Genomic DNA, 18,089 nt, shown 5'->3' on the forward strand with positions numbered 1-18,089 from the left:
CGCCATCAGATGCGAAGGCCTGCCAGTTCGTCGAGTCCGGCCATGATGTTGAGATTCTGGACCGCAGCACCGCTCGCGCCCTTGCCCAGATTGTCGAGCATCGCGATCAGGCGCACCTGCGATCCGTCGGCGCTGGGCAGCACGTAAAGCTTCAGACAGTCGCTCGCTGCATCGCCTTCCGACACCAACAGCTCCGCAGGAGCAGTGCCCGCCGGGGCGACCGACACCAGCGGCTCATCGGCATAATGATCGGCCAGGGCCTCGTGCAGCGTCCGCGCATCTGCAAACCCGAGTTCGGGATCGAGAAACAGCGGTACATCGACCAGCATTCCGCGAAACGCGCGAACAACGGCAGGCGCAAACAGCGGCGACCGGCTGAGCCCGCAGCGCACCTGCATTTCGGGCAAATGCTTGTGCTCGAGGCCCAGCGCATAGGCACGATAGCCGATCTCGGGCGCATCGTTCTGCATCCGGGCGATAAGGTCCTTGCCCCCGCCCGAATAGCCGCTGACCGCATTGACGATGAAGCCATGGTCGGATGGCAGCAGCCCCTGCTCGACCAGAGGCGCGACCAATGCGATAAACCCGGTCGAGTAGCAGCCAGGATTGCTCACCCGGGCGGCGGTGCGGATCGCATCGCGCTGGCCCGCGCTGAACTCGGCAAAGCCGTAGACCCAGCCGTCAGCAACCCGGTGTGCGGTCGAACAATCGATGAACCGGGTCGGTGCGCCCTCGCCCAGCGCGACGGCTTCGCGCGCGGCATCGTCGGGCAGACACAGGATGACGAAATCAGAATCGCGGATGATCGCCGCCCGCGCGGCAACGTTCTTGCGATCGGCCTCGGACAGGCTGATCACGCGGAAATCGCTGCGACCGGCCATCCGTTCGGCAATTTCCAGGCCGGTGGTGCCGACGGCACCGTCGATGAAGACTTTTGGCATCAGATGATCCGCTTGCGCGCCAGCACCGGCTGCGGCGTCGTTTCGGGGAAGCGAGCGATAACATCGGCGAGCGGCTCTGCCACCACCTGCATCCAGTGCGCATTGGCGTGCAGCACCGTGGAGTCATCCGTCATCAGCCCGACATGGCCGGGGAAATAGACCAGGTCGCCGCGCTGCAGCGCCTCGTCATCGGCGAGCATACGGCCCACTGCCGCCATCTGCTGGTCGCAGTCGCGCGGCGCATCGTGTCCGGCAAGCGCCAGCACCAGCTGCACCAGACCCGAGCAATCGAGCGCCTCGCCGCCGCGTCCGCCCCACAGATACGGCGCACCGACGAGCTGCAGGGCACGGTCGACCGGATCACAGGTCTGCTGTTCGATCGCGATCGCGTGGCGTGCCGACATCCAGCCGCCCGCGACCGCAAGGAACTTGCCGCATTCGCTCGTCTCACCGGCGGTGATCTGCGCGCCCATCGGATAAGCCGCGAGCATTGGGGTCTTGATCGACGGCCCGGCGAACACCAAAGCGCGGCGGACATGGACGATATGCGTGGGGTCGGGCGTGTCCAGCGCGATCTGGTCCAGCCGAACATAGCCGCAATAGCCATCGTGCAGCCCATAGCCCCAGGCCCATTCGCCCGCTGTGTCGAGCAAGGCGAACGCCTCGCCCGGCAGCAACTGGCTCACCGCCTCGGCATCGCCAGATCCAGCCTTGCGCATCATCGCACCTGCGCCGGTAACGCGGTGGATTTGCGGCGCGACATAATGCGGCGCGAAGAAGCGGCCAGCCAGCGCGATATCCGCAAGGTCGCCGCGGATGGGCGTGACGCGCGGATCATAGTCCGTCACCGGCCCGGTCAACACGAACTGTTGTACCGGGGCGGAGGGACTGCCCGTCGCGCCCGGCGGCAAATCTGTCGCCGATCCACCCGCCAGCGAACGTGTCGCCAAAGAGCCCGTAGAATGTGTCAAGAAACCCGGTCCCCCGCGCAAATTATCGCCACGACATGATCCTGCGCCCGTCCATGGCATCGGGCAGGCGGCGCAGATAGACGAGTTGGAGCAATTTGTCTAAGCCGCCGGTTAGCACAGCGCAAACCGGGAGAAAATGCCTGCGAAATCCACGGCCAGGTCAGCCGCTGGCGCCATAACGGCCACGCAGATAATGCCAGGATGCGCGAAGGCCCAAGGCTTCGCCGCCCTTGGGCTGGCCCGGGCGCGGTGTCGGCCGCCAGGCAAAGGTATCGAAATGCGCCCAGGGGACGCCGTCGCCGACAAAACGCTGCAGGAACAGCGCGGCGGTCACCGCGCCGGCAAACGCCCCGCCGCTGTTGCCGATATCGGCAATGTCGCTGGCGTACATGTCCTCATAGCCCGCCCATAACGGCAGCCGCCAGCAAGGGTCGCCGGTGAGCGTGCCACTGGCGACAAGGCCATCGGCGAGCGGATCGCTGTTGGCGAACACCGCCGGCAGGTCCGGACCCAGCGCGACCCGCGCCGCGCCGGTGAGCGTGGCGAAGTCGATCATCAGATCGGGCGCGGTCTCGCTGGCTTTGGCAAGGCAATCGCCCAGCACCAGCCGACCTTCGGCATCGGTGTTGCCGATCTCGACCTGGATGCCCTTGCGGCTTTTGAGCACATCTCCCGGGCGGAAGGCGTTGCTGGATATCGCATTTTCCACCGCGCCGACCAGCATGTGCAACCGCACCGGCAGGCCCGAGCGCATGATCAACTGCGCCAGCGCCAGCGCATGCGCCGCGCCGCCCATGTCCTTCTTCATCAACAGCATGCCCGATGCCGGCTTGATATCCAGCCCACCGCTGTCGAAGCACACACCCTTGCCGACGATCGCCAACCGCGGATGCTCCTCGCGGCCCCAATGCAGTTCGATCAGCCGCGGCGCGTGGCTGCGTGCTGCGGCCCGGCCGACCGCGTGAATCATCGGATATCCCATCGCGAGCGTGTCACCGCGGGTCACGTCCAACACTGCGCCATAGCGTTTCGCGAGCGCTTCTGCTGCCGCTTCGAGGTCAGCCGGCCCCATGTCTTCGGCGGGCGTATTGACCATGTCGCGCACCCACGCGGTCGCTTCCGCCTCGGCGATCCGGTCGGGAAGCCTGGCCGGGTCGGACGTCAGCAGAACGCGAGGGCCCTGCGGATTGTCTTCGGGCTTCTTGTAGCCGGTCAGGCGATGCTGCGCGAGCGCCCAGCCGATCGCTGCATCGCCGGGCTTGCCCTCGACTGCGATCCGGTAGCTGCCGCCTGCCAGCACCTCGGGCGCCTTGGCAAGACACCAGGGCCGCAGATTGGTGCTGTCCGATACGCCCAGCACCGCCGCCCAGTCGTCGGCGCCATCGCCTGGCACCACCACCAGTTCGTGAGGCCTGGCGGTGAAGCGCATTGCGGCAAGGTGGTTGCGCACGCGCGGTGCCGCCGATGTCAGCCATGCGTCCAGCCCTGGCTTGTCGACAAGGTGGAGCGTGCGTGCGGGCTGGCCAATGTCCGGCTGGACGAGGTGGGACAAATCTATCATCATCGCAGCATAGAGCATTTTTACGCCAGTCGAGCGAGACAGAAATATGGCAATCCGCCAACCCGCCCATTTGATCCTGATCGCCTTGGCAGCATTGGCGCTGCCGGCCATGGCCGCATGCGAGCAGGGCGTGCCCGTCGCCGCCGAACCGGATGCGCCCACCGCCCGCAGTCAGCCGCCAGCGCCGGTCGATTTCGAACGCGAGACCAGCACCTTCGCTTTCACCTACGCCTATCCCGGTCCGGCCGCAGCCTTGCCGAAGCTCGCCGCGATGCTGGACGCCGAACGCATCAAGGCGCTGAGCGACATCGAAACGCAGACCGCCGAGGCGCAAAAAGATGCTGCGGACAACGGCTATCCGTTCAATCCCCATATGCTGGGGGTGGCATGGAAGGTCACCGGAGAAACCGAGCAGGTGCTGGCGATGGTGGCCGAAATCAGCAGCTATTCGGGAGGTGCGCACGGCAACACCGGCTATGAGGCGCTTATCTGGGACAAGGCGACCAACCAGCGGGTGGAACTGGCCGCCCTGTTCAACGATTGGGGCGGGACGCTGGAACCGCTGCGCGAACGCTATTGCGCGGCCCTGACCGGCGAACGACGGCAAAAGCGCGGCGCGGACATGGGCGAGCCCGACGACATGTTCAACAGCTGCCCGCCCTTTTCAGATCTGGTGATGGTGCCATACGCCAGCGACGAAACCGGGTTCGACCGGATGATGTTCATCGCCGCGCCCTATGTTGCGGGCCCCTATGTCGAAGGCGCATATGAAATCAGCCTGCCGCTGGCCGGCGCGACCCTCGATCAGGTCAAGCCCGCTTATCGCAGCGCCTTTGCCATCCCGGCACGATAGGGCATTATTCGGCTGCGATCGCGGCCGGCTCCGAGGTCGTCACGTCAGCCCGGCGGAACGCAAGCACGCCATCATCGACGGCTTCCTCGCGCAGCACCTTGCGATCGAACAGGTAATCCTGGTTGAGCCGCCACGGCATGCGATCGCCCTGCTTGGGCAGGATATCAAGCGCCCGCTGGACATAGCCTGAGGAGAAATCGAAGATCTCCTCCTCGTTGACCGGGCCATCGCTGCCGAGCACGGGGACCGCGATGTGGCTGCCGGTCGCCTGCATGTGGTTGAGCGTGCGGCAGACATAATCGGCGACGATATCGACCTTGAGCGTCCAGGACGCGTTCAGATAGCCGAAGACGATCGCCATGTTGGGCACATCACTGAACATGCAGCCCTTGTAATAGAAACGCTGGGTGAAATCGACCGGTGCGCCGTCGACCGAGAACGCGACCTTGCCTGCCATCGCCAGCTTCAGCCCGGTGGCGGTGATGATGACATCGGCATCCAGATTCCTGCCTGATTTGAGCTGGATCCCGGTGGGGGTGAACCTGTCGATATGACCGGTGACGATGTCCGCCTTGCCGTCGCGGATCGCCTTGAACATGTCGCCATCGGGGACGAGGCACAATCGCTGTTCCCACGGGCCGTAAGGCGGCTGGAAATCGGGCTCGTTCATCTTGGAGCCCATGATCTTGCGGATCCGCTTGAGCAGATAGTCGCCGACTTTCTTGGGATTTTCGCGCGCGCGCTTGAACGAGATTTGCTGCATGCGGACGTTCTTGAAGCGGATGAAGCGATAGGCCCATTCATCGGGCATGATGCTGCGCAGGGAATTGGCGAGCCAGTCCTTGGCCGGACGGCTCCAGTACCAGGTCGGCGTGCGCTGGAGCATCGTGACGTGCGCGGCCTTGTCGGTCATCGACGGCACGATCGTCACTGCGGTGGCGCCCGATCCGATCACGACCACGCGCTTGCCCGCATAATCGAAGTCCTTGGGCCAGAACTGCGGGTGAATGATCTGCCCGCCAAAGCTCTCGCGGCCTTCGAACGCCGGGTCATAGCCCTGATCGTAGTCGTAATAGCCGGTGCCCATGAACAGATAGTTCGCCGTGAGGTGGCATACGCCCTGCCCTTTGACCTCGGCGGCGATCGTCCAGCGCGCCTCGCTGCTCGACCAGCTCGCCGACAGCACCTTGTGGCCCAGCCGGATGTGATCGGCCAGGCCGCGTTCGTCCTTGATGCGGCGCAGATAGCTCAGGATCGACGGACCATCGGCGATCGCCTTCTGCTCGCGCCAGGGTTCGAACTCGAAGCCAAGCGTGTGCATGTCGCTGTCCGAGCGGATGCCGGGATACTGGAACAGGTTCCAGGTGCCGCCGATGTCGCTGCGCTGATCGAGGATCGCGAAGCTGCGCCCGGGGCATTTTTCCTTGAGGTGAACGGCCATGCCGAGGCCCGAAATCCCCGCACCGATGATCAGTACGTCGAGATGGGTGGCGGCTTTGAGGTCGGACGGCTTTTCGTGCTTCATGGCTCAGGCTCTCCGGTCGCAGTCCGCTTGGCTGCGGATCTCTCGCGTCAGTCAAAGGCTATACCATGCTGACATCGTTGTAAATTGCAACCGGTTTTGGCCCGATCCGGCCATAAACCGCGATCAGGCGACGCGCTCCTCCTCGATACGCTCGAGCAGGCGATGCGCGACAGACGCGCGGATCGGCTCGCCGCGCTCGATCTTGCGGAAGGTGTTGTAGCTGATCCCGAAGCGGCTCATCACCGCTTCCTCGGTACGTGCAGGGCAGGAACGCAAGACATAATCGGCAATCTCGGCAGGCAGGTGTATCAAAACGTCCATTCTCCATCGATGCGCGACACCATGCCGGCCTGGGCACCCTCGCGCAGTAGTTGAGGCAGCAGCGCAGGCGGCAGGTCCTGGTAGGTTACCGGGCGCACAAATCGGTCGATTGCCAGCGTGCCGACCGAGGTGGAGCGACCGTCCGAGGTCGCAGGGTAAGGCCCGCCGTGGTTGATCGCGTGGCCGACTTCGACCCCGGTCGGCCAGCCATTGGCGAGAATGCGGCCGACGCGCCGCTCGAGCACCGGCAGCACGGCACGGGCATCGTCAAAGTCTGCTTCATCCATTTGCAGCGTCGCGGTCAACTGGCCTTCCAGTGCGGCAACCACTGTCACGAGTTCGTCGCGGTCGGCGCAGCGCACCACGACCGACGCGGCACCGAACACCTCGTGCTGGAGCTCGGCATGGGCGATCCAGTCAGCGGCGCTGACGCTGAACAACGCCGCGCGGCCCTCGTGGGGGCCGGTGGGGTGGACCCCGCGCGCGATCGTCTGCACCTCGGCCGTGGCAGCGAGCGCGGCGCTGCCTTTCTCAAATGCGGCGTGAATGCCCGCGGTCAGCATCGTTTGCGGTGGCTGGTTTTCAACGATCTGGCCAGCCTCGGCGAGAAAGGCTTCGAGGGCAGCGCTCTCGATCGCCAGCACCAATCCAGGATTGGTGCAGAACTGTCCCGATCCCTGCGTGAGCGAGCCGACAAACCCTGCCGCCAGGGCCTTGCCGCGCGCCGCCAGGGCTGCTGGCAGAAGGATGACGGGATTGATCGCGGACATCTCGGCATAGACCGGGATCGGCCGTGGCCGGGCGGCCGCGATCTTCATCAGCGCCTCGCCGCCGCTGCGCGAACCGGTAAAGCCCACCGCCTGGATGCGCGGGTCCGCGACCAGCGCTGCGCCGATCGCATTGTCGGTGCCGCTCAGCAGGCTGAACACGCCGGCTGGAACACCCGTGTCAGCCGCTGCCCGGACAATCGCGCCCGCGACAAGTTCGGATGTCCCCGGATGCGCGGGGTGGCCCTTGACCACCACCGGGCAGCCTGCGGCGAGCGCCGATGCGGTGTCACCGCCCGCCGTCGAGAAGGCGAGCGGGAAGTTGGAGGCTCCGAACACCGCGACCGGCCCCAGCGGCACCATGCGCAAGCGCAGGTCAGGCTTGGGCGGAGTGCGTGCAGGGTCAGCATGATCGATGCGCAGCTTGAGCCACTGGCCATCGCGCACCTCGCTGGCGAACAGCCGCAACTGGCCGCAGGTGCGACCGCGCTCGCCAGTAATGCGCGCGGCGGGCAGCCCGGTTTCGCGCACCGCCCGGTCGATCAGTGCGTCGCCCAGCGCCTCGATATGCGCGGCGATGGCATCCAGAAACGCAGCGCGGGTTTCCAGCGGCAGATCGGCATAGGCGACCGCAGCGGCATCGGCAGCAGCGCAGGCATCGTCAATATCCGCATCCCCCGATGTGAAAAAGCCGATGTCCTTGATGCTGGCGCCTGCACTTGGGTCGTAGGCGTGGAACACCTCGCCACAGCCGCGGCGTTCGCCTGCGATAAAATATTCACCCGTAAGGGTCACGGGGGTGGTCATTGCGTCAAATCTTCCTGTTCGATTGTCATATAGCCTGGCGGGAGACCGCGCTCGGCCTTCGATCGCGCGACGATGTTGCGGATATCCGCGCGCAACGCCTTGCCTTCGTAAAAAATGCCATCCTTCACCGTCCAGGCGATGCCGCCGACCCGCTGTGCCTTGCCGGTGGCATCGTCGAGCTTGAGCGTTCCGGTGGCAAACAGCAGTTTGAGGTTTGCGATTGGATTGCCCTTCACGATCACCAGATCGGCCTTCTTACCGGGCTCGATGGTGCCGATATCGGCCTCGTGTCCCAGCAGCCGCGCGCCTTGCTGCGTCGCCGAGTTGATCACCTCGAGCGGGCTGAACCCGGCCTCGCGCAGCAGCTCCATCTCCTGGATATAGCCGAAGCCGTAGGTGTTATAGATATAGCCCGCGTCTGAACCCACGGTGACTCGCCCGCCGCGGTTCTTGTATTCGTTCACAAACGTCATCCACAGACCGTAGTTTTCCTTCCAGTCCATCTCGCGCTCGGTGGTCCAGTCGAACCAGTACGATCCGTGGTTGATCCGGCTGGGCCGGTACCAGTCCCACAAAGCGGGCATGGTGTATTCATTGTGCCAGAAAGCGCGGTTCATCCGCATCAGGTCGCGGCTGGCAAGATACGCGGTGAAGGTGGGGTCGAGCGTGAAGCCGCGTTCGAGCAGCGTCTCCATCACCTCATTCCATTTGTCCGACCCCGGCTTTGCGGTCTGCTTCCACAATCGGCCCGCTTCGCCAAAGCGCATCTGCTCGTCGGTGTTGATGAAATCGGTCGGCCAGTCCTGCAACTTCTGGCCCGTAAACATGGCTTCGGGCAGGCCGTACCAATGCTCCATCGATTCAAGGCCAGCCTCGCTGGTGCGCAGCACGTTGGCATACGCGACGACGCCCTGCGCGTGGTGCATCGTCGAGTGCATGCCCAGCTTCCTGGTCTCTTCGATCGCAGCAATCAGCGCCGCCTCGCTGCCGCCGATGAACTTGACCCCGTCCGCGCCGCGCCGCTTGGCATCGCGGATCGCCAGCCGGCCTTCCTCGGCGGTGCGGATCGGCAGGCCGATCTGCTGGAACATCGGATAGACATCGAGCCGGGGGCCGACGATCTCGTTGCGTGCCAGCCGACCTTTGATGGCGACCTGCTGCTCGATCGACATCTCGGACGAGCCGACATTGCGTGCGGTGGTGATGCCATGCGCGAGCCACAGCTTGAGCACGTAGTCGGACGGCACGCCCTGCCCGTCGCTCAGCGTGTGCAGATGGACATGCGCGTCGACGAAGCCGGGGAGCACGTAATGGCCGGTCAGGTCGATCTCGTGATCGCCACGCGGGGGGCGCCGTGCCTCCTCGATCGCGCCCGGCGAGCCGATCGAGACGATCCGCACGATCCGGTCGTTCTCGATGACGATATCCACCGGCCCTTGCGCGGGTGCGCCGGTGCCGTCGACATAGATCGCGTTGCGCAGCACGGTGCGCGGCCAAGGCCCCTCGCCCAGCGTGCGCGCCGGAATGGGATCTGCGACGTCACGCTGCTGCGCCTGCCCCAACGCTTGGCCCTGCACCGCTACCGATGCGCTGGCGGCCATCGCCAGCACCGATGCAACCGCCAACACTGTACGCCCGATCCGCATGGTCCGTGCTCCCCTTCTGCCCTGCATGATGCTGTCAGACCCCTGCCGCCGTCTGGTCCTGCAGCGCCTGGCTGCGCGAGCGGCTGTAGAGGAAGTAGAATGCAAGCCCCACCACGTTCCACAACGCAAAGCGCACCAGTGTCTGCGACGGCAGGCTGATCATCAGATACAGGCAGCCCAGGATCGCCAGCGTGCCGACCAGATAGGGCTGCGGGCACCGGAACACGCGCTTGAGATCAGGCGCGCGCTTGCGCAGGATCATCAGGCAGGCGCCGACCGCGATGAACGCCAGCAAGGTACCGGCATTGGCGAGCTCTGCGATTTCATCGAGCCGGAAGAAGCCTGCGACGGCGGCGACGAACACCCCGGTGATCCCCGTCACCAGCACCGGCGCTCCGGTCCTGGGCGACACCCGCGACAACACCGGCGGCAGCAGGCCATCGCGCGCCATCACGAAGAAGACCCGGCTCTGGCCATACATCATCACCAGAATGACCGAGGGCAACGCAATCAGCGCGGCGAGCGCCACCAGATAGGATGCGGTCGGGTGTCCCAGAGTGCGCAGCACCAAAGCCAGCGGCTCAGGCGAGTTGCCGAGATCGAGATACGACATCGCACCGATCGCCGACAACGCCACCGCCATGTAGATCAAGGTGCACACCGCCATCGATCCCAGGATGCCGATGGTGAGATCGCGCCCCGGATTGCGCGCTTCTTCCGCCGATGTCGCCACCGCGTCGAAGCCGTAGAACGCGAAGAACACGATCGCGGCTGCTGCCATAACCCCGCGGGTGGAGCCATCCTGGACCGTGCTGCCGAAGCCATAGGGCATGAACGGGGTGAGGTTGTCGGAATCGAACGCGGGCGCCGCCAGCGCGATGAATGCGGTGAGCGCGGCAAGCTTGATGATTACCAGAATGATGTTGAGCGTCGCGCTTTCGCGGGTGCCTGCCATCAGCATGCCGGCGATCGCCAGCGAGACGATCACCGCAGGCAGGTTGATGATGCCGCCTGCATGCGGTCCTGCCAGCAGCATCTCGGGCAATGCCACGCCCGCTGACTGCAGCCAGCCGACAAGATAGCCCGACCAGCCGACCGCGACGGTCGAACAGGCAAGCGAATATTCGAGGATCAGGCTCCAGCCGACGACCCAGGCCAGGGTCTCGCCCACCACCGAATAGGTATAGGTATAGGCCGACCCCGAGGTCGGGATCATCGTGGCGAGCTCGGCGTACGCCAGAGCCGCGCAGGCGCATACAGCGCCCGCGATCGCGAATGCCAGGATCACCGCGGGCCCGGCACGCTCTGCCCCCACGCCGGTCAGCGTATAGATGCCGGTGCCGACGATCGCTCCCACGCCCAGCGCGATCAGATGCGGCCACGACAAGGTCGGCTTGAGCCTGCTGCCTGCAGGCGCATCCGCCGCCTGGACGATCGGTTTGATCGGCCCGAAAAACCCCATTTTGTGCGCCCCTTGTCGGTTTACCCTGGCGTCTGGCCGGGTGCTTCTGTGTCATTGGCCGCGAGCTGAACGCGCAGATCGTCCAGTGTCTGGCTGATATGCGCCGCGGTAAGCGCGGTGATCGCTGGTTCGTCGCGGCCCAGCCACGCCGCCAGCATGTCGCGATGCTCGCCATTGGCACGCTCGTTGCGGCCCAGCGGCTCGAGATGCTTGCGGACATAGCGTTCGGAAAGCACGTGCAGCCGTTCCAGGATGGTAAAGGTCACCGGCCGGTTGGCCGGCCGCAGCAGCGCCATATGGAAGGCGCGGTTGAAGGCCCCCACGCCGTCACCCAGCCTGTCGGTGAGGGTATCGAGCTTTGCCAGAATATCGGACGCGGTACGCTGGTCTGCGGATGTCGCACGGCGCGCCGCCAGAGCAATCATGCCCGGCTCCAGCGTCAGCCGCAGCGCAAAGACTTCCTCGGCCTCGCGCGCGTTGAGCGGGCGCACGGTAAAACCCCGATTGGCCTGCGATGCGAGCAGCCCCTCTTCCTGAAGCCTCGCCAGGGCCTCGCGCAGCGGGATCTTGCTGACCCCCAGTTCCGCCGCCAGAGCATCCTGCCGTATCGGCCGGCCGGGGGCGACGACGCCCGTGAGGATTCGGTCGCGGACCAGATCGACCAGTTGCTCGGACAGATTGCGCGCGATGATGCTCATGCGCCTCTCATATCACACAGAAGCCCTGCCAGAAGGGGTCTTCGTCATCGATCCACAGCGTGTTGAACCCGGTCGCAATCGCCGACCCCTCGATCGAGGGAATGATCGCGGTGTGCCCGCCCAATTCGACTTGCGCCTCGACCCGCCCGGTGAAGCGGCTGCCGATATAGCTTTCATGCACGAATGTATCGCCGACCTGCAGCCGCCCGGTATGCGCGAGATGCGCGAGCCGCGCCGAGGTGCCGGTGCCGCAGGGCGAGCGGTCGATCGCGCGCTCGCCATAGAATACCGCATTGCGCCCGTCTGCTCCCTCGCCTTTGGGCGCATCGGCCCACAGCACATGGCTGACCCCGCGAATGCGATCATCGAGCGGATGCACCGGCTCGATGGTCTCGCGCAGCATCGCACGGATCATGCGCGACATCTCGACCAGCCGCGCCGCGCCCAACGCATCGAGCCCGAGATAGCCCGCCTGCGGCTCGATGATCGCGTAGAAATTGCCGCCATAGGCGATATCGATGCTGAGCGGCCCCAGCCCCGGCACATCGATCATCACACCCTGAGCGGCGACGAATGAGGCGACGTTGCGGATGCGCACCGAGGTCACCCGGTCGCCCTTGCGGACATAGTCGATTTCAATATCGCCTGCGGGCACCTCGACCTTGAGATGACCGGGCACCTGCGGCTGGATCAGCCCGTGTTCGAGCGCGAAGGTGATGATGCCGATCGTGCCATGGCCGCACATCGGCAGGCAGCCAGATGTCTCCATGAACAGGATGCCGATGTCGTTTTCAGGCCTGGTCGGCGGATAGAGAAACCCGCCCGACATCATGTCGTGCCCGCGCGGCTCGAAGCACAGCCCGGTGCGGATCCAGTCGAACCGCTCGATGAAGTCCTGCCGCCGCTCGGCCATCGAGGCCCCGCGCACCAGCGGCGCGCCACCGACCACCAGACGAACGGGATTGCCCGCGGTGTGGCCGTCGATGCAGAAGAAGGTGTGGCGCATCAGGCGGCTGTCATGCGGCTCGGGCGGCGTCCGGCAGCGGACGCGTCGCCGCGCACCGTTCGACCCAGCCGATCACATCGGCGCGGCGCTGGCCCGACAGCGGCATGCGCGGCATCCGCACCCGCTCCGATCCGCGCCCCATGATCTGTTCGGCCAGCTTGATCGATTGAACGAGGTCATGCTCGGCATCGAGATGGAGCAGCGGCATGAACCAGCGGTAGATGCGCAGCGCTTCGGTATAATCACCGCGCCGCTGCGCCGCGACCAGTGCCACCGATTCGCGCGGGAAGGCACTGGTCAGGCCCGAGACCCAGCCCGATGCCCCCAGCATCAGGCCTTCGAGCGCGACGTCGTCGAGGCCCGCCATCAAGGTGTAGCGATCGCCAAACTGGTTATACAGGTCGGTAAAGCGGCGCGGATCAGGCGCGCTTTCCTTGATCGCGACGATATTGGGCACATCCTCGAGCCGGGCGAGCGTATCGAAATCGACATTGACGCGGTAGGCCGGGGGATTGTTGTAGAGCATGATCGGTAGGCTGGTCGCTTCGGCCACGGTGCGCAGATGGGTGTAGAGCTCCTCGACGCTCGGCACATAGACCATGGCCGGCAGCACCATCAGCGCATCGATGCCGATCGCCTCTGCTGCCTGTGCGTATTTCACCGCGCGGGCGGTGGTGAATTCGGATACGCCTGCGACCAGCGGCACCCGGTTGCCCACCGCCTCGACCGCGCCCTTGAGCACAGCGAGCTTTTCATCCGCTTCGAGCGAGTTGTTCTCTCCGCAGGTGCCCAGCACGATCAGCCCGTCCACCCCGTCATCGACCAGCGCCGTCTGCACCCGCTGGGTGGCGTCGTGATCGATCGCGAGGCTTTCACTGAACTGGGTGGTGGCGGCGGGATAGACACCCTGCCACAATGTCTTCGATGCGGTGGCGGTCACACTGGAAACTCCGGTTGCGGTCAAAATCGTATACAGTATATGATTTGGCTCTCAAGATGAAAACCGTTTCCTCTTCCGTTCGCGCGACCGGGCTTGTCGTTGGCGGAGGCCTTGTCGGCCTCTCGTCGGCACTGCATTTGCAGCGTTCGGGCATCAGTGTGACAGTGTTGGAGCCGCAGGAAAAGCCGCAAGGTGCGTCCTGGGGAAATGCGGGCCATCTCGCGGTGGAGCAGGTGCAACCGCTCGCGTCTTCCGGAATGATCAAGGGTGCTTTTGCTCGGCTTTACCCGCGTGGTGCCCTGGGGCTGCCGGTCCGCCAGATCGGAACCTGGGGGCCGTTTGCCCTCAAGCTCCTGCGCGCGAGCAGCCCTGCCCGCTTTGCCGCGGGGACCAAGGCCCTGTCCGGGATGCTGGCCCAGGCCATGCCCGCCTGGCAGCGGCTGTGCGCGATCACCGGCACCGAGCATCTGCTCCGGCAGGACGGGCACTTCGTGGCGTGGGAAAGCGAGCGAACCGCCGCGGGCGGCCGCGCACACTGGTTTGCGACCGATATCGGCACCGCCAGCGTCCACGATGCCACCCCCGACGAACTCGCCATGATCCGTGCGCTCGCACCAAAGGCCCGGATCGCCGGCGCAGTGCGCTTTGCCGGCTCGGGGCAGATCACAGATCTCGGCGCGCTGGCCAATGGTCTGCGGCAGGCTCTGCTGGCGTCGGGCGGGACGATCCGGCGCGCGCAGGTCGACGGCCTGCACATCGACAGCGGCGCAGCGTTCGCCCAGATCGGCAACGAGCGCCTGACCGCGGATCATGTCGTGCTGAGCGCAGGCGCCGCGTCTGCCGATCTGCTCCGGCCGATCGGGGTGCGCATGCCCCTGATCGCCGAACGCGGCTATCACATCCAGTCGGCCCAAAGCCGCTGGCCCGCCGATATGCCCCCGGTCGCGTTCGAGGACCGATCGATGATCGTCACCCGCTTTGCAGGGGGTCTGCGCGCGGCAAGCTTCATCGAATTCGCCGCGCGCGCCGCGCCGCCCGATCCCGGGAAATGGCAAAGGCTGCGATCGCATGTCGCGGCATTGGGCCTGCCATTCGACGCGCCGGGCACCGAATGGATCGGCGCGCGGCCGACCTTGCCCGATTATCTTCCGGCAATCGGGCGCAGCACACGCGCGGCCAACCTGCTATACGCCTTCGGGCATCAGCATCTGGGGTTGACGCTGGCCGCGGTGACCGGCGAGGTGATCGCCGCACTGGCGACCGATACGTCCCCCATTACAGACATCGCAGCCTTCGACCCGGCACGATTTGGAGACACGACATGACAGGCATTGGTGGCTCGAGCGCCGCAGCACAGCTGGCGGCAATCACCCGCTGGACCGACCCCGCCGCACCGATCGGCGTCGACGAACGGCTGCGACGCATCGAGCAGGCGCGCCGCCTGACCCGCGACAGCGGCGCCGATGCGCTGATCATCGGCGCAGGGACCAGCCTGCGCTATTTCGCCGGCGTGCCCTGGGGCGCGACCGAGCGGCTGGTGGCGCTGCTGATCCCGGTCACCGGCGATCCGATCCTGATCGCGCCCTATTTTGAATTGGGCTCGCTTGAGGCCGAGCTGCAGATCCCGGTGGAATTCCGGCTGTGGCAGGAAGATAAATCGCCCACCGCGCTGGTCGCCGATACGTGCCGCGCCTGGGGCGCGGGCACGCTCGCGATCGATCCGGCCCTGCCCTTCCTGTTCGTCGATCGCATCGCAAAGGATGCGCCGGGACTGACGCTGATCAGCGGCGCCGCGGCGGTCGACGGCAGCCGGATGCACAAATCCCCGGCCGAGATCGCTTTGATGCAGCAGGCCAAGTCGATGACGCTCGAAATCCACCGCCGCGCCGCACTCACCCTGCGCGACGGGATCCGCGCGAGCGAGGTCATCCGCTTCATCGACGAGGCACACCGCAAGATCGGGGGATCACCCAGCACCTTCTGCATGGTGCAGTTCGGACACGGCACCGCCTTCCCGCATGGCGTGCCGGGCGATCCCGAGCTGCGCGAAGGCGACATGGTGCTGATCGACACCGGCACCACCGTGCAGGGCTATCATTCGGACATCACCCGCAGCTATGTTTTCGGCAAACCGAACGACGAGCAGCGTCGCATCTGGGACCTTGAAAAGGCAGCCCAGGCCGCCGCGTTCACCGCAGCCCAACCCGGACACCCATGCGAAAGCGTCGATCAGGCCGCGCGCGATGTGCTGGAAGCGTCGGGCCTTGGACCGGACTATACCCTGCCCGGCCTCCCCCATCGCACCGGCCACGGCATCGGCCTGTCGATCCACGAGCCTGCGTATCTGGTGCGCGGCGACACAACCCCGCTCGCCGCTGGCATGTGCTTTTCGAACGAGCCGATGATCGTCATCCCCGACCGCTTCGGCATCCGGCTCGAGGATCATTTCTACATGACCGACAGTGGCCCGGTGTGGTTCACGCAGCCGCAGGTCGCGATCGACGCGCCCTTTGCGTGATCTCAACGGGGCATCTGTCTACTGTAGTTGACAAGTAGCCAGATTTGCCGTATTCATCCTTATGCTCGAGGTGCGTCAGACACGGCGTTTCAAAGACTGGTTCGAAGCCCTTCGGGACATTCGCGCCAAGGCGCAGATTGCAAGGCGCATCGAGCGCGCAGAGACTGGCAACCTCGGCGATGTTGCATCCGTCGGTGATGGGGTCAGCGAGATGCGTATCCATCATGGAGCGGGATACCGGGTGTATTTCGTAGCGCGTGGGAACAGCCTCATTCTTCTCCTGTGCGGAGGCAGCAAAGGGTCTCAGCGCAGGGACATTGCAGACGCCAAAAGCATGGCAAGGGAACTGGATTGATGGCCATCGAAACGACCAAGTGGGATATTGCCGATTTCCTCACGGACGGCGACGCGATCGCTGCGTATCTCGACGCAGTCTTTGCCGATGGCGATCCCGATGAAATGCGCGCGGCTCTAGCGCATGTTGCCCGCGCAAAAGGCATGGGCGACCTCGCGCATTCGGCCGGCATCACCCGCGGCGGATTGTACAAGGCGCTGGGCGAGACCGGAAACCCGTCTTTCTCGACCGTCGCGGCATTGCTGGATGCCATGGGTGTCCGGCTAGCGGTGGTCCCGAAGGCGGCGTGAACATCGCCGGGAAGGTGGTTTTGCCGAACTGGCAATCACGCCTTTTCGTCAGCGAGCAGCGTGTTGGCTGACAAACCGATGCGCTGCATCTGGCGCAGCACCGGCGGCCAGATGTGCTTGAGGAAATCCTCGCGCTCCATGGTGCGCAGCTTTTCGGTGGCGCCCGGCGCGACATACATGCCCACGCCACGCTGGACCTCGACCAGTCCCTGGTCCTGGAACATCTGATAGGCCTTGGCCACGGTCAGCGGGTTGGCCTGTTGTTCGGCAGCAAAGGCGCGGACGGACGGGAGCATGTCGCCTTCAGCGTAGACGCCATCAAGGATCGACGCTGCAATGATATCGCGCAGCTTGAGATAAACGGGTTTGCTGTTGTCTGCCATCACTGCTTCACTGCCATAATACAGCGTGTCAGGTCAAGCGCATTCACCGGCTCGCGATGCTGCGCACAATCGCCTTCGCTGCGCAGCAATTCCGCACCTCACACTCCGGTGACAGCATCCCCCACATGAATGCGCTGCCCATTGGTGATGATCACGATGTCGCCAAGCTTCACCTGTTCGAATAGCTTCTTGGCAAAGGATGTGGGCACACCGATGCAGCCGTGCGTGCCATAGCCCCATTCGACATCGCTGCCGTGGATGGCGACACCGTCGTTGGTCAGCCGCATCATATAAGGCATCGGCGCATCATAGAGGTTCGAGACGTGGTCGGCGTTCTTCTGGGTGATCGGAAAGGCACCCAGCGGTGTCGGCTTTTCGGGGGTGCCATACAGGATCACCGCCACGCCGATTTCGTGCCCGTCGCGGAACACGGACAGCGTCTGCGCTTCGAGATCGACCGTAATCAGCATCGGCCCGGCCTCGGGCGCGCGGCTTTCATCCCAGTAATAATTGCCATGGCCCAGCGGACCGTCGATGGTCATGACGCTCTTGATCGCATAGCCGATCTGCTCGGGGCTGGTGGCGGCCGCCTCGGCCTGCGTCAGCGCGCGGACCTCGGGTGCATTGCCGCTGGCGCCATCAGACCCCGGAAGCGGGGCGACCGCAGCGGACTTGATCGCAGCATCGCCAGGCGCACTGGTGACCACGGCGGTGACCAGCAGCGCCGCTGCGGCGAGCATTCCGACCCCCGCCACTTGCCGGGCTTTCGGCTTGATGGTTGCCGCCATGATATCTGCTCCGTCGATCCCGTCTGGCCGCATTATCGCAGCCTTGCCGAGCATATTAGTCATCTCCACCCCGAATCGCCAGCCCGCGATCGCCTGCGTCCCCCAGCGGGACGGTGCAGGCGTCGGGGGTTAACAGCGCCAGGATGCCGCCAGACAGGCGCGGCACGGGCCGACTTAATTCTTGCCAATCGCCCGTCCTGCACCTATATGGCGATCCATCCCGACATGGTTGTTGAAGCTTGACGGGCTGGCGCCAC

General features: G+C 65.1%; 18 protein-coding genes. 5 read left to right on the forward strand and 13 right to left on the reverse strand.

The window, feature by feature from the left end; all coding sequences use genetic code 11:
- Nucleotides 1–5 precede the first annotated feature (5 nt).
- From argC to QUV11_RS11860, 3 genes are all read right to left on the reverse strand, one after another.
- On the reverse strand, nucleotides 6–944 hold the full coding sequence (argC, locus tag QUV11_RS11850) for an N-acetyl-gamma-glutamyl-phosphate reductase (RefSeq protein ID WP_300882982.1): 939 nt from the start codon (nucleotides 942–944) through the stop codon (nucleotides 6–8).
- Nucleotides 941–1,912, reverse strand: coding sequence for an NlpC/P60 family protein (locus QUV11_RS11855; RefSeq protein ID WP_300882947.1), 972 nt, complete (start codon nucleotides 1,910–1,912; stop codon nucleotides 941–943). Before QUV11_RS11855 ends, argC begins: the two co-directional genes overlap by 4 nt.
- A gap of 160 nt (nucleotides 1,913–2,072) precedes the next feature.
- Complete coding sequence (locus tag QUV11_RS11860; protein WP_300882949.1) at nucleotides 2,073–3,473, reverse strand: M17 family metallopeptidase; 1,401 nt, start codon at nucleotides 3,471–3,473, stop codon at nucleotides 2,073–2,075.
- Between the two features lie 46 nt (nucleotides 3,474–3,519).
- On the opposite strand from QUV11_RS11860, the gene QUV11_RS11865 reads away from it, so the two are divergent.
- Nucleotides 3,520–4,326, forward strand: coding sequence for a DUF4163 domain-containing protein (locus tag QUV11_RS11865; protein WP_300882951.1), 807 nt, complete (start codon nucleotides 3,520–3,522; stop codon nucleotides 4,324–4,326).
- A gap of 4 nt (nucleotides 4,327–4,330) precedes the next feature.
- Here QUV11_RS11865 and QUV11_RS11870 read toward each other — a convergent pair whose 3' ends face one another.
- The 8 genes from QUV11_RS11870 to QUV11_RS11905 all read right to left on the reverse strand — a co-directional run bounded on the left by QUV11_RS11870 (nucleotide 4,331) and on the right by QUV11_RS11905 (nucleotide 13,498).
- Nucleotides 4,331–5,851 carry an NAD(P)/FAD-dependent oxidoreductase gene (locus QUV11_RS11870; protein WP_300882953.1) on the reverse strand — a complete coding sequence of 507 codons (1,521 nt, stop codon included), beginning with the start codon at nucleotides 5,849–5,851 and terminating at the stop codon, nucleotides 4,331–4,333.
- A gap of 123 nt (nucleotides 5,852–5,974) precedes the next feature.
- Complete coding sequence (locus tag QUV11_RS11875; RefSeq protein ID WP_300882954.1) at nucleotides 5,975–6,163, reverse strand: hypothetical protein; 189 nt, start codon at nucleotides 6,161–6,163, stop codon at nucleotides 5,975–5,977.
- Nucleotides 6,160–7,746 carry an aldehyde dehydrogenase (NADP(+)) gene (locus QUV11_RS11880; protein WP_300882956.1) on the reverse strand — a complete coding sequence of 529 codons (1,587 nt, stop codon included), beginning with the start codon at nucleotides 7,744–7,746 and terminating at the stop codon, nucleotides 6,160–6,162. The genes QUV11_RS11875 and QUV11_RS11880 overlap by 4 nt, the downstream gene beginning before the upstream one ends.
- Complete coding sequence (locus QUV11_RS11885) at nucleotides 7,743–9,392, reverse strand: amidohydrolase family protein (protein WP_300882958.1); 1,650 nt, start codon at nucleotides 9,390–9,392, stop codon at nucleotides 7,743–7,745. Before QUV11_RS11885 ends, QUV11_RS11880 begins: the two co-directional genes overlap by 4 nt.
- 34 nt (nucleotides 9,393–9,426) lie before the next feature.
- Nucleotides 9,427–10,854 (reverse strand): amino acid permease, encoded by a 1,428-nt coding sequence (locus tag QUV11_RS11890; protein WP_300882960.1) that lies wholly within the window; start codon nucleotides 10,852–10,854, stop codon nucleotides 9,427–9,429.
- A 20-nt stretch (nucleotides 10,855–10,874) separates the two neighbouring features.
- Nucleotides 10,875–11,552 (reverse strand): GntR family transcriptional regulator, encoded by a 678-nt coding sequence (locus tag QUV11_RS11895; protein WP_300882962.1) that lies wholly within the window; start codon nucleotides 11,550–11,552, stop codon nucleotides 10,875–10,877.
- A gap of 7 nt (nucleotides 11,553–11,559) precedes the next feature.
- Nucleotides 11,560–12,558 carry a 4-hydroxyproline epimerase gene (locus tag QUV11_RS11900; protein ID WP_300882964.1) on the reverse strand — a complete coding sequence of 333 codons (999 nt, stop codon included), beginning with the start codon at nucleotides 12,556–12,558 and terminating at the stop codon, nucleotides 11,560–11,562.
- A gap of 10 nt (nucleotides 12,559–12,568) precedes the next feature.
- The gene (locus tag QUV11_RS11905) at nucleotides 12,569–13,498 is read right to left on the reverse strand and encodes a dihydrodipicolinate synthase family protein (RefSeq protein WP_300882966.1); all 930 of its coding nucleotides are present in this window, start codon (nucleotides 13,496–13,498) and stop codon (nucleotides 12,569–12,571) included.
- A 56-nt stretch (nucleotides 13,499–13,554) separates the two neighbouring features.
- Here QUV11_RS11905 and QUV11_RS11910 point away from each other — a divergent pair, with 56 nt between their 5' ends.
- The 4 genes from QUV11_RS11910 to QUV11_RS11925 all read left to right on the forward strand — a co-directional run bounded on the left by QUV11_RS11910 (nucleotide 13,555) and on the right by QUV11_RS11925 (nucleotide 16,661).
- Nucleotides 13,555–14,823 carry an FAD-binding oxidoreductase gene (locus QUV11_RS11910; RefSeq protein WP_300882968.1) on the forward strand — a complete coding sequence of 423 codons (1,269 nt, stop codon included), beginning with the start codon at nucleotides 13,555–13,557 and terminating at the stop codon, nucleotides 14,821–14,823.
- Nucleotides 14,820–16,016 carry a Xaa-Pro peptidase family protein gene (locus tag QUV11_RS11915; RefSeq protein ID WP_300882969.1) on the forward strand — a complete coding sequence of 399 codons (1,197 nt, stop codon included), beginning with the start codon at nucleotides 14,820–14,822 and terminating at the stop codon, nucleotides 16,014–16,016. The genes QUV11_RS11910 and QUV11_RS11915 overlap by 4 nt, the downstream gene beginning before the upstream one ends.
- 61 nt (nucleotides 16,017–16,077) lie before the next feature.
- On the forward strand, nucleotides 16,078–16,371 hold the full coding sequence (locus tag QUV11_RS11920) for a type II toxin-antitoxin system RelE/ParE family toxin (protein ID WP_300882971.1): 294 nt from the start codon (nucleotides 16,078–16,080) through the stop codon (nucleotides 16,369–16,371).
- On the forward strand, nucleotides 16,371–16,661 hold the full coding sequence (locus tag QUV11_RS11925) for an addiction module antidote protein (protein WP_300882972.1): 291 nt from the start codon (nucleotides 16,371–16,373) through the stop codon (nucleotides 16,659–16,661). Before QUV11_RS11920 ends, QUV11_RS11925 begins: the two co-directional genes overlap by 1 nt.
- 35 nt (nucleotides 16,662–16,696) lie before the next feature.
- Here QUV11_RS11925 and QUV11_RS11930 read toward each other — a convergent pair whose 3' ends face one another.
- On the reverse strand, nucleotides 16,697–17,044 hold the full coding sequence (locus QUV11_RS11930; protein WP_300882974.1) for a GntR family transcriptional regulator: 348 nt from the start codon (nucleotides 17,042–17,044) through the stop codon (nucleotides 16,697–16,699).
- 98 nt (nucleotides 17,045–17,142) lie between these two features.
- Nucleotides 17,143–17,832, reverse strand: coding sequence for a L,D-transpeptidase family protein (locus QUV11_RS11935; protein ID WP_300882976.1), 690 nt, complete (start codon nucleotides 17,830–17,832; stop codon nucleotides 17,143–17,145).
- Nucleotides 17,833–18,089: the final 257 nt, after the last annotated feature.

Source organism: Blastomonas sp. (genome assembly GCF_030373265.1).
In the GTDB taxonomy this organism is placed as follows: domain Bacteria; phylum Pseudomonadota; class Alphaproteobacteria; order Sphingomonadales; family Sphingomonadaceae; genus Blastomonas.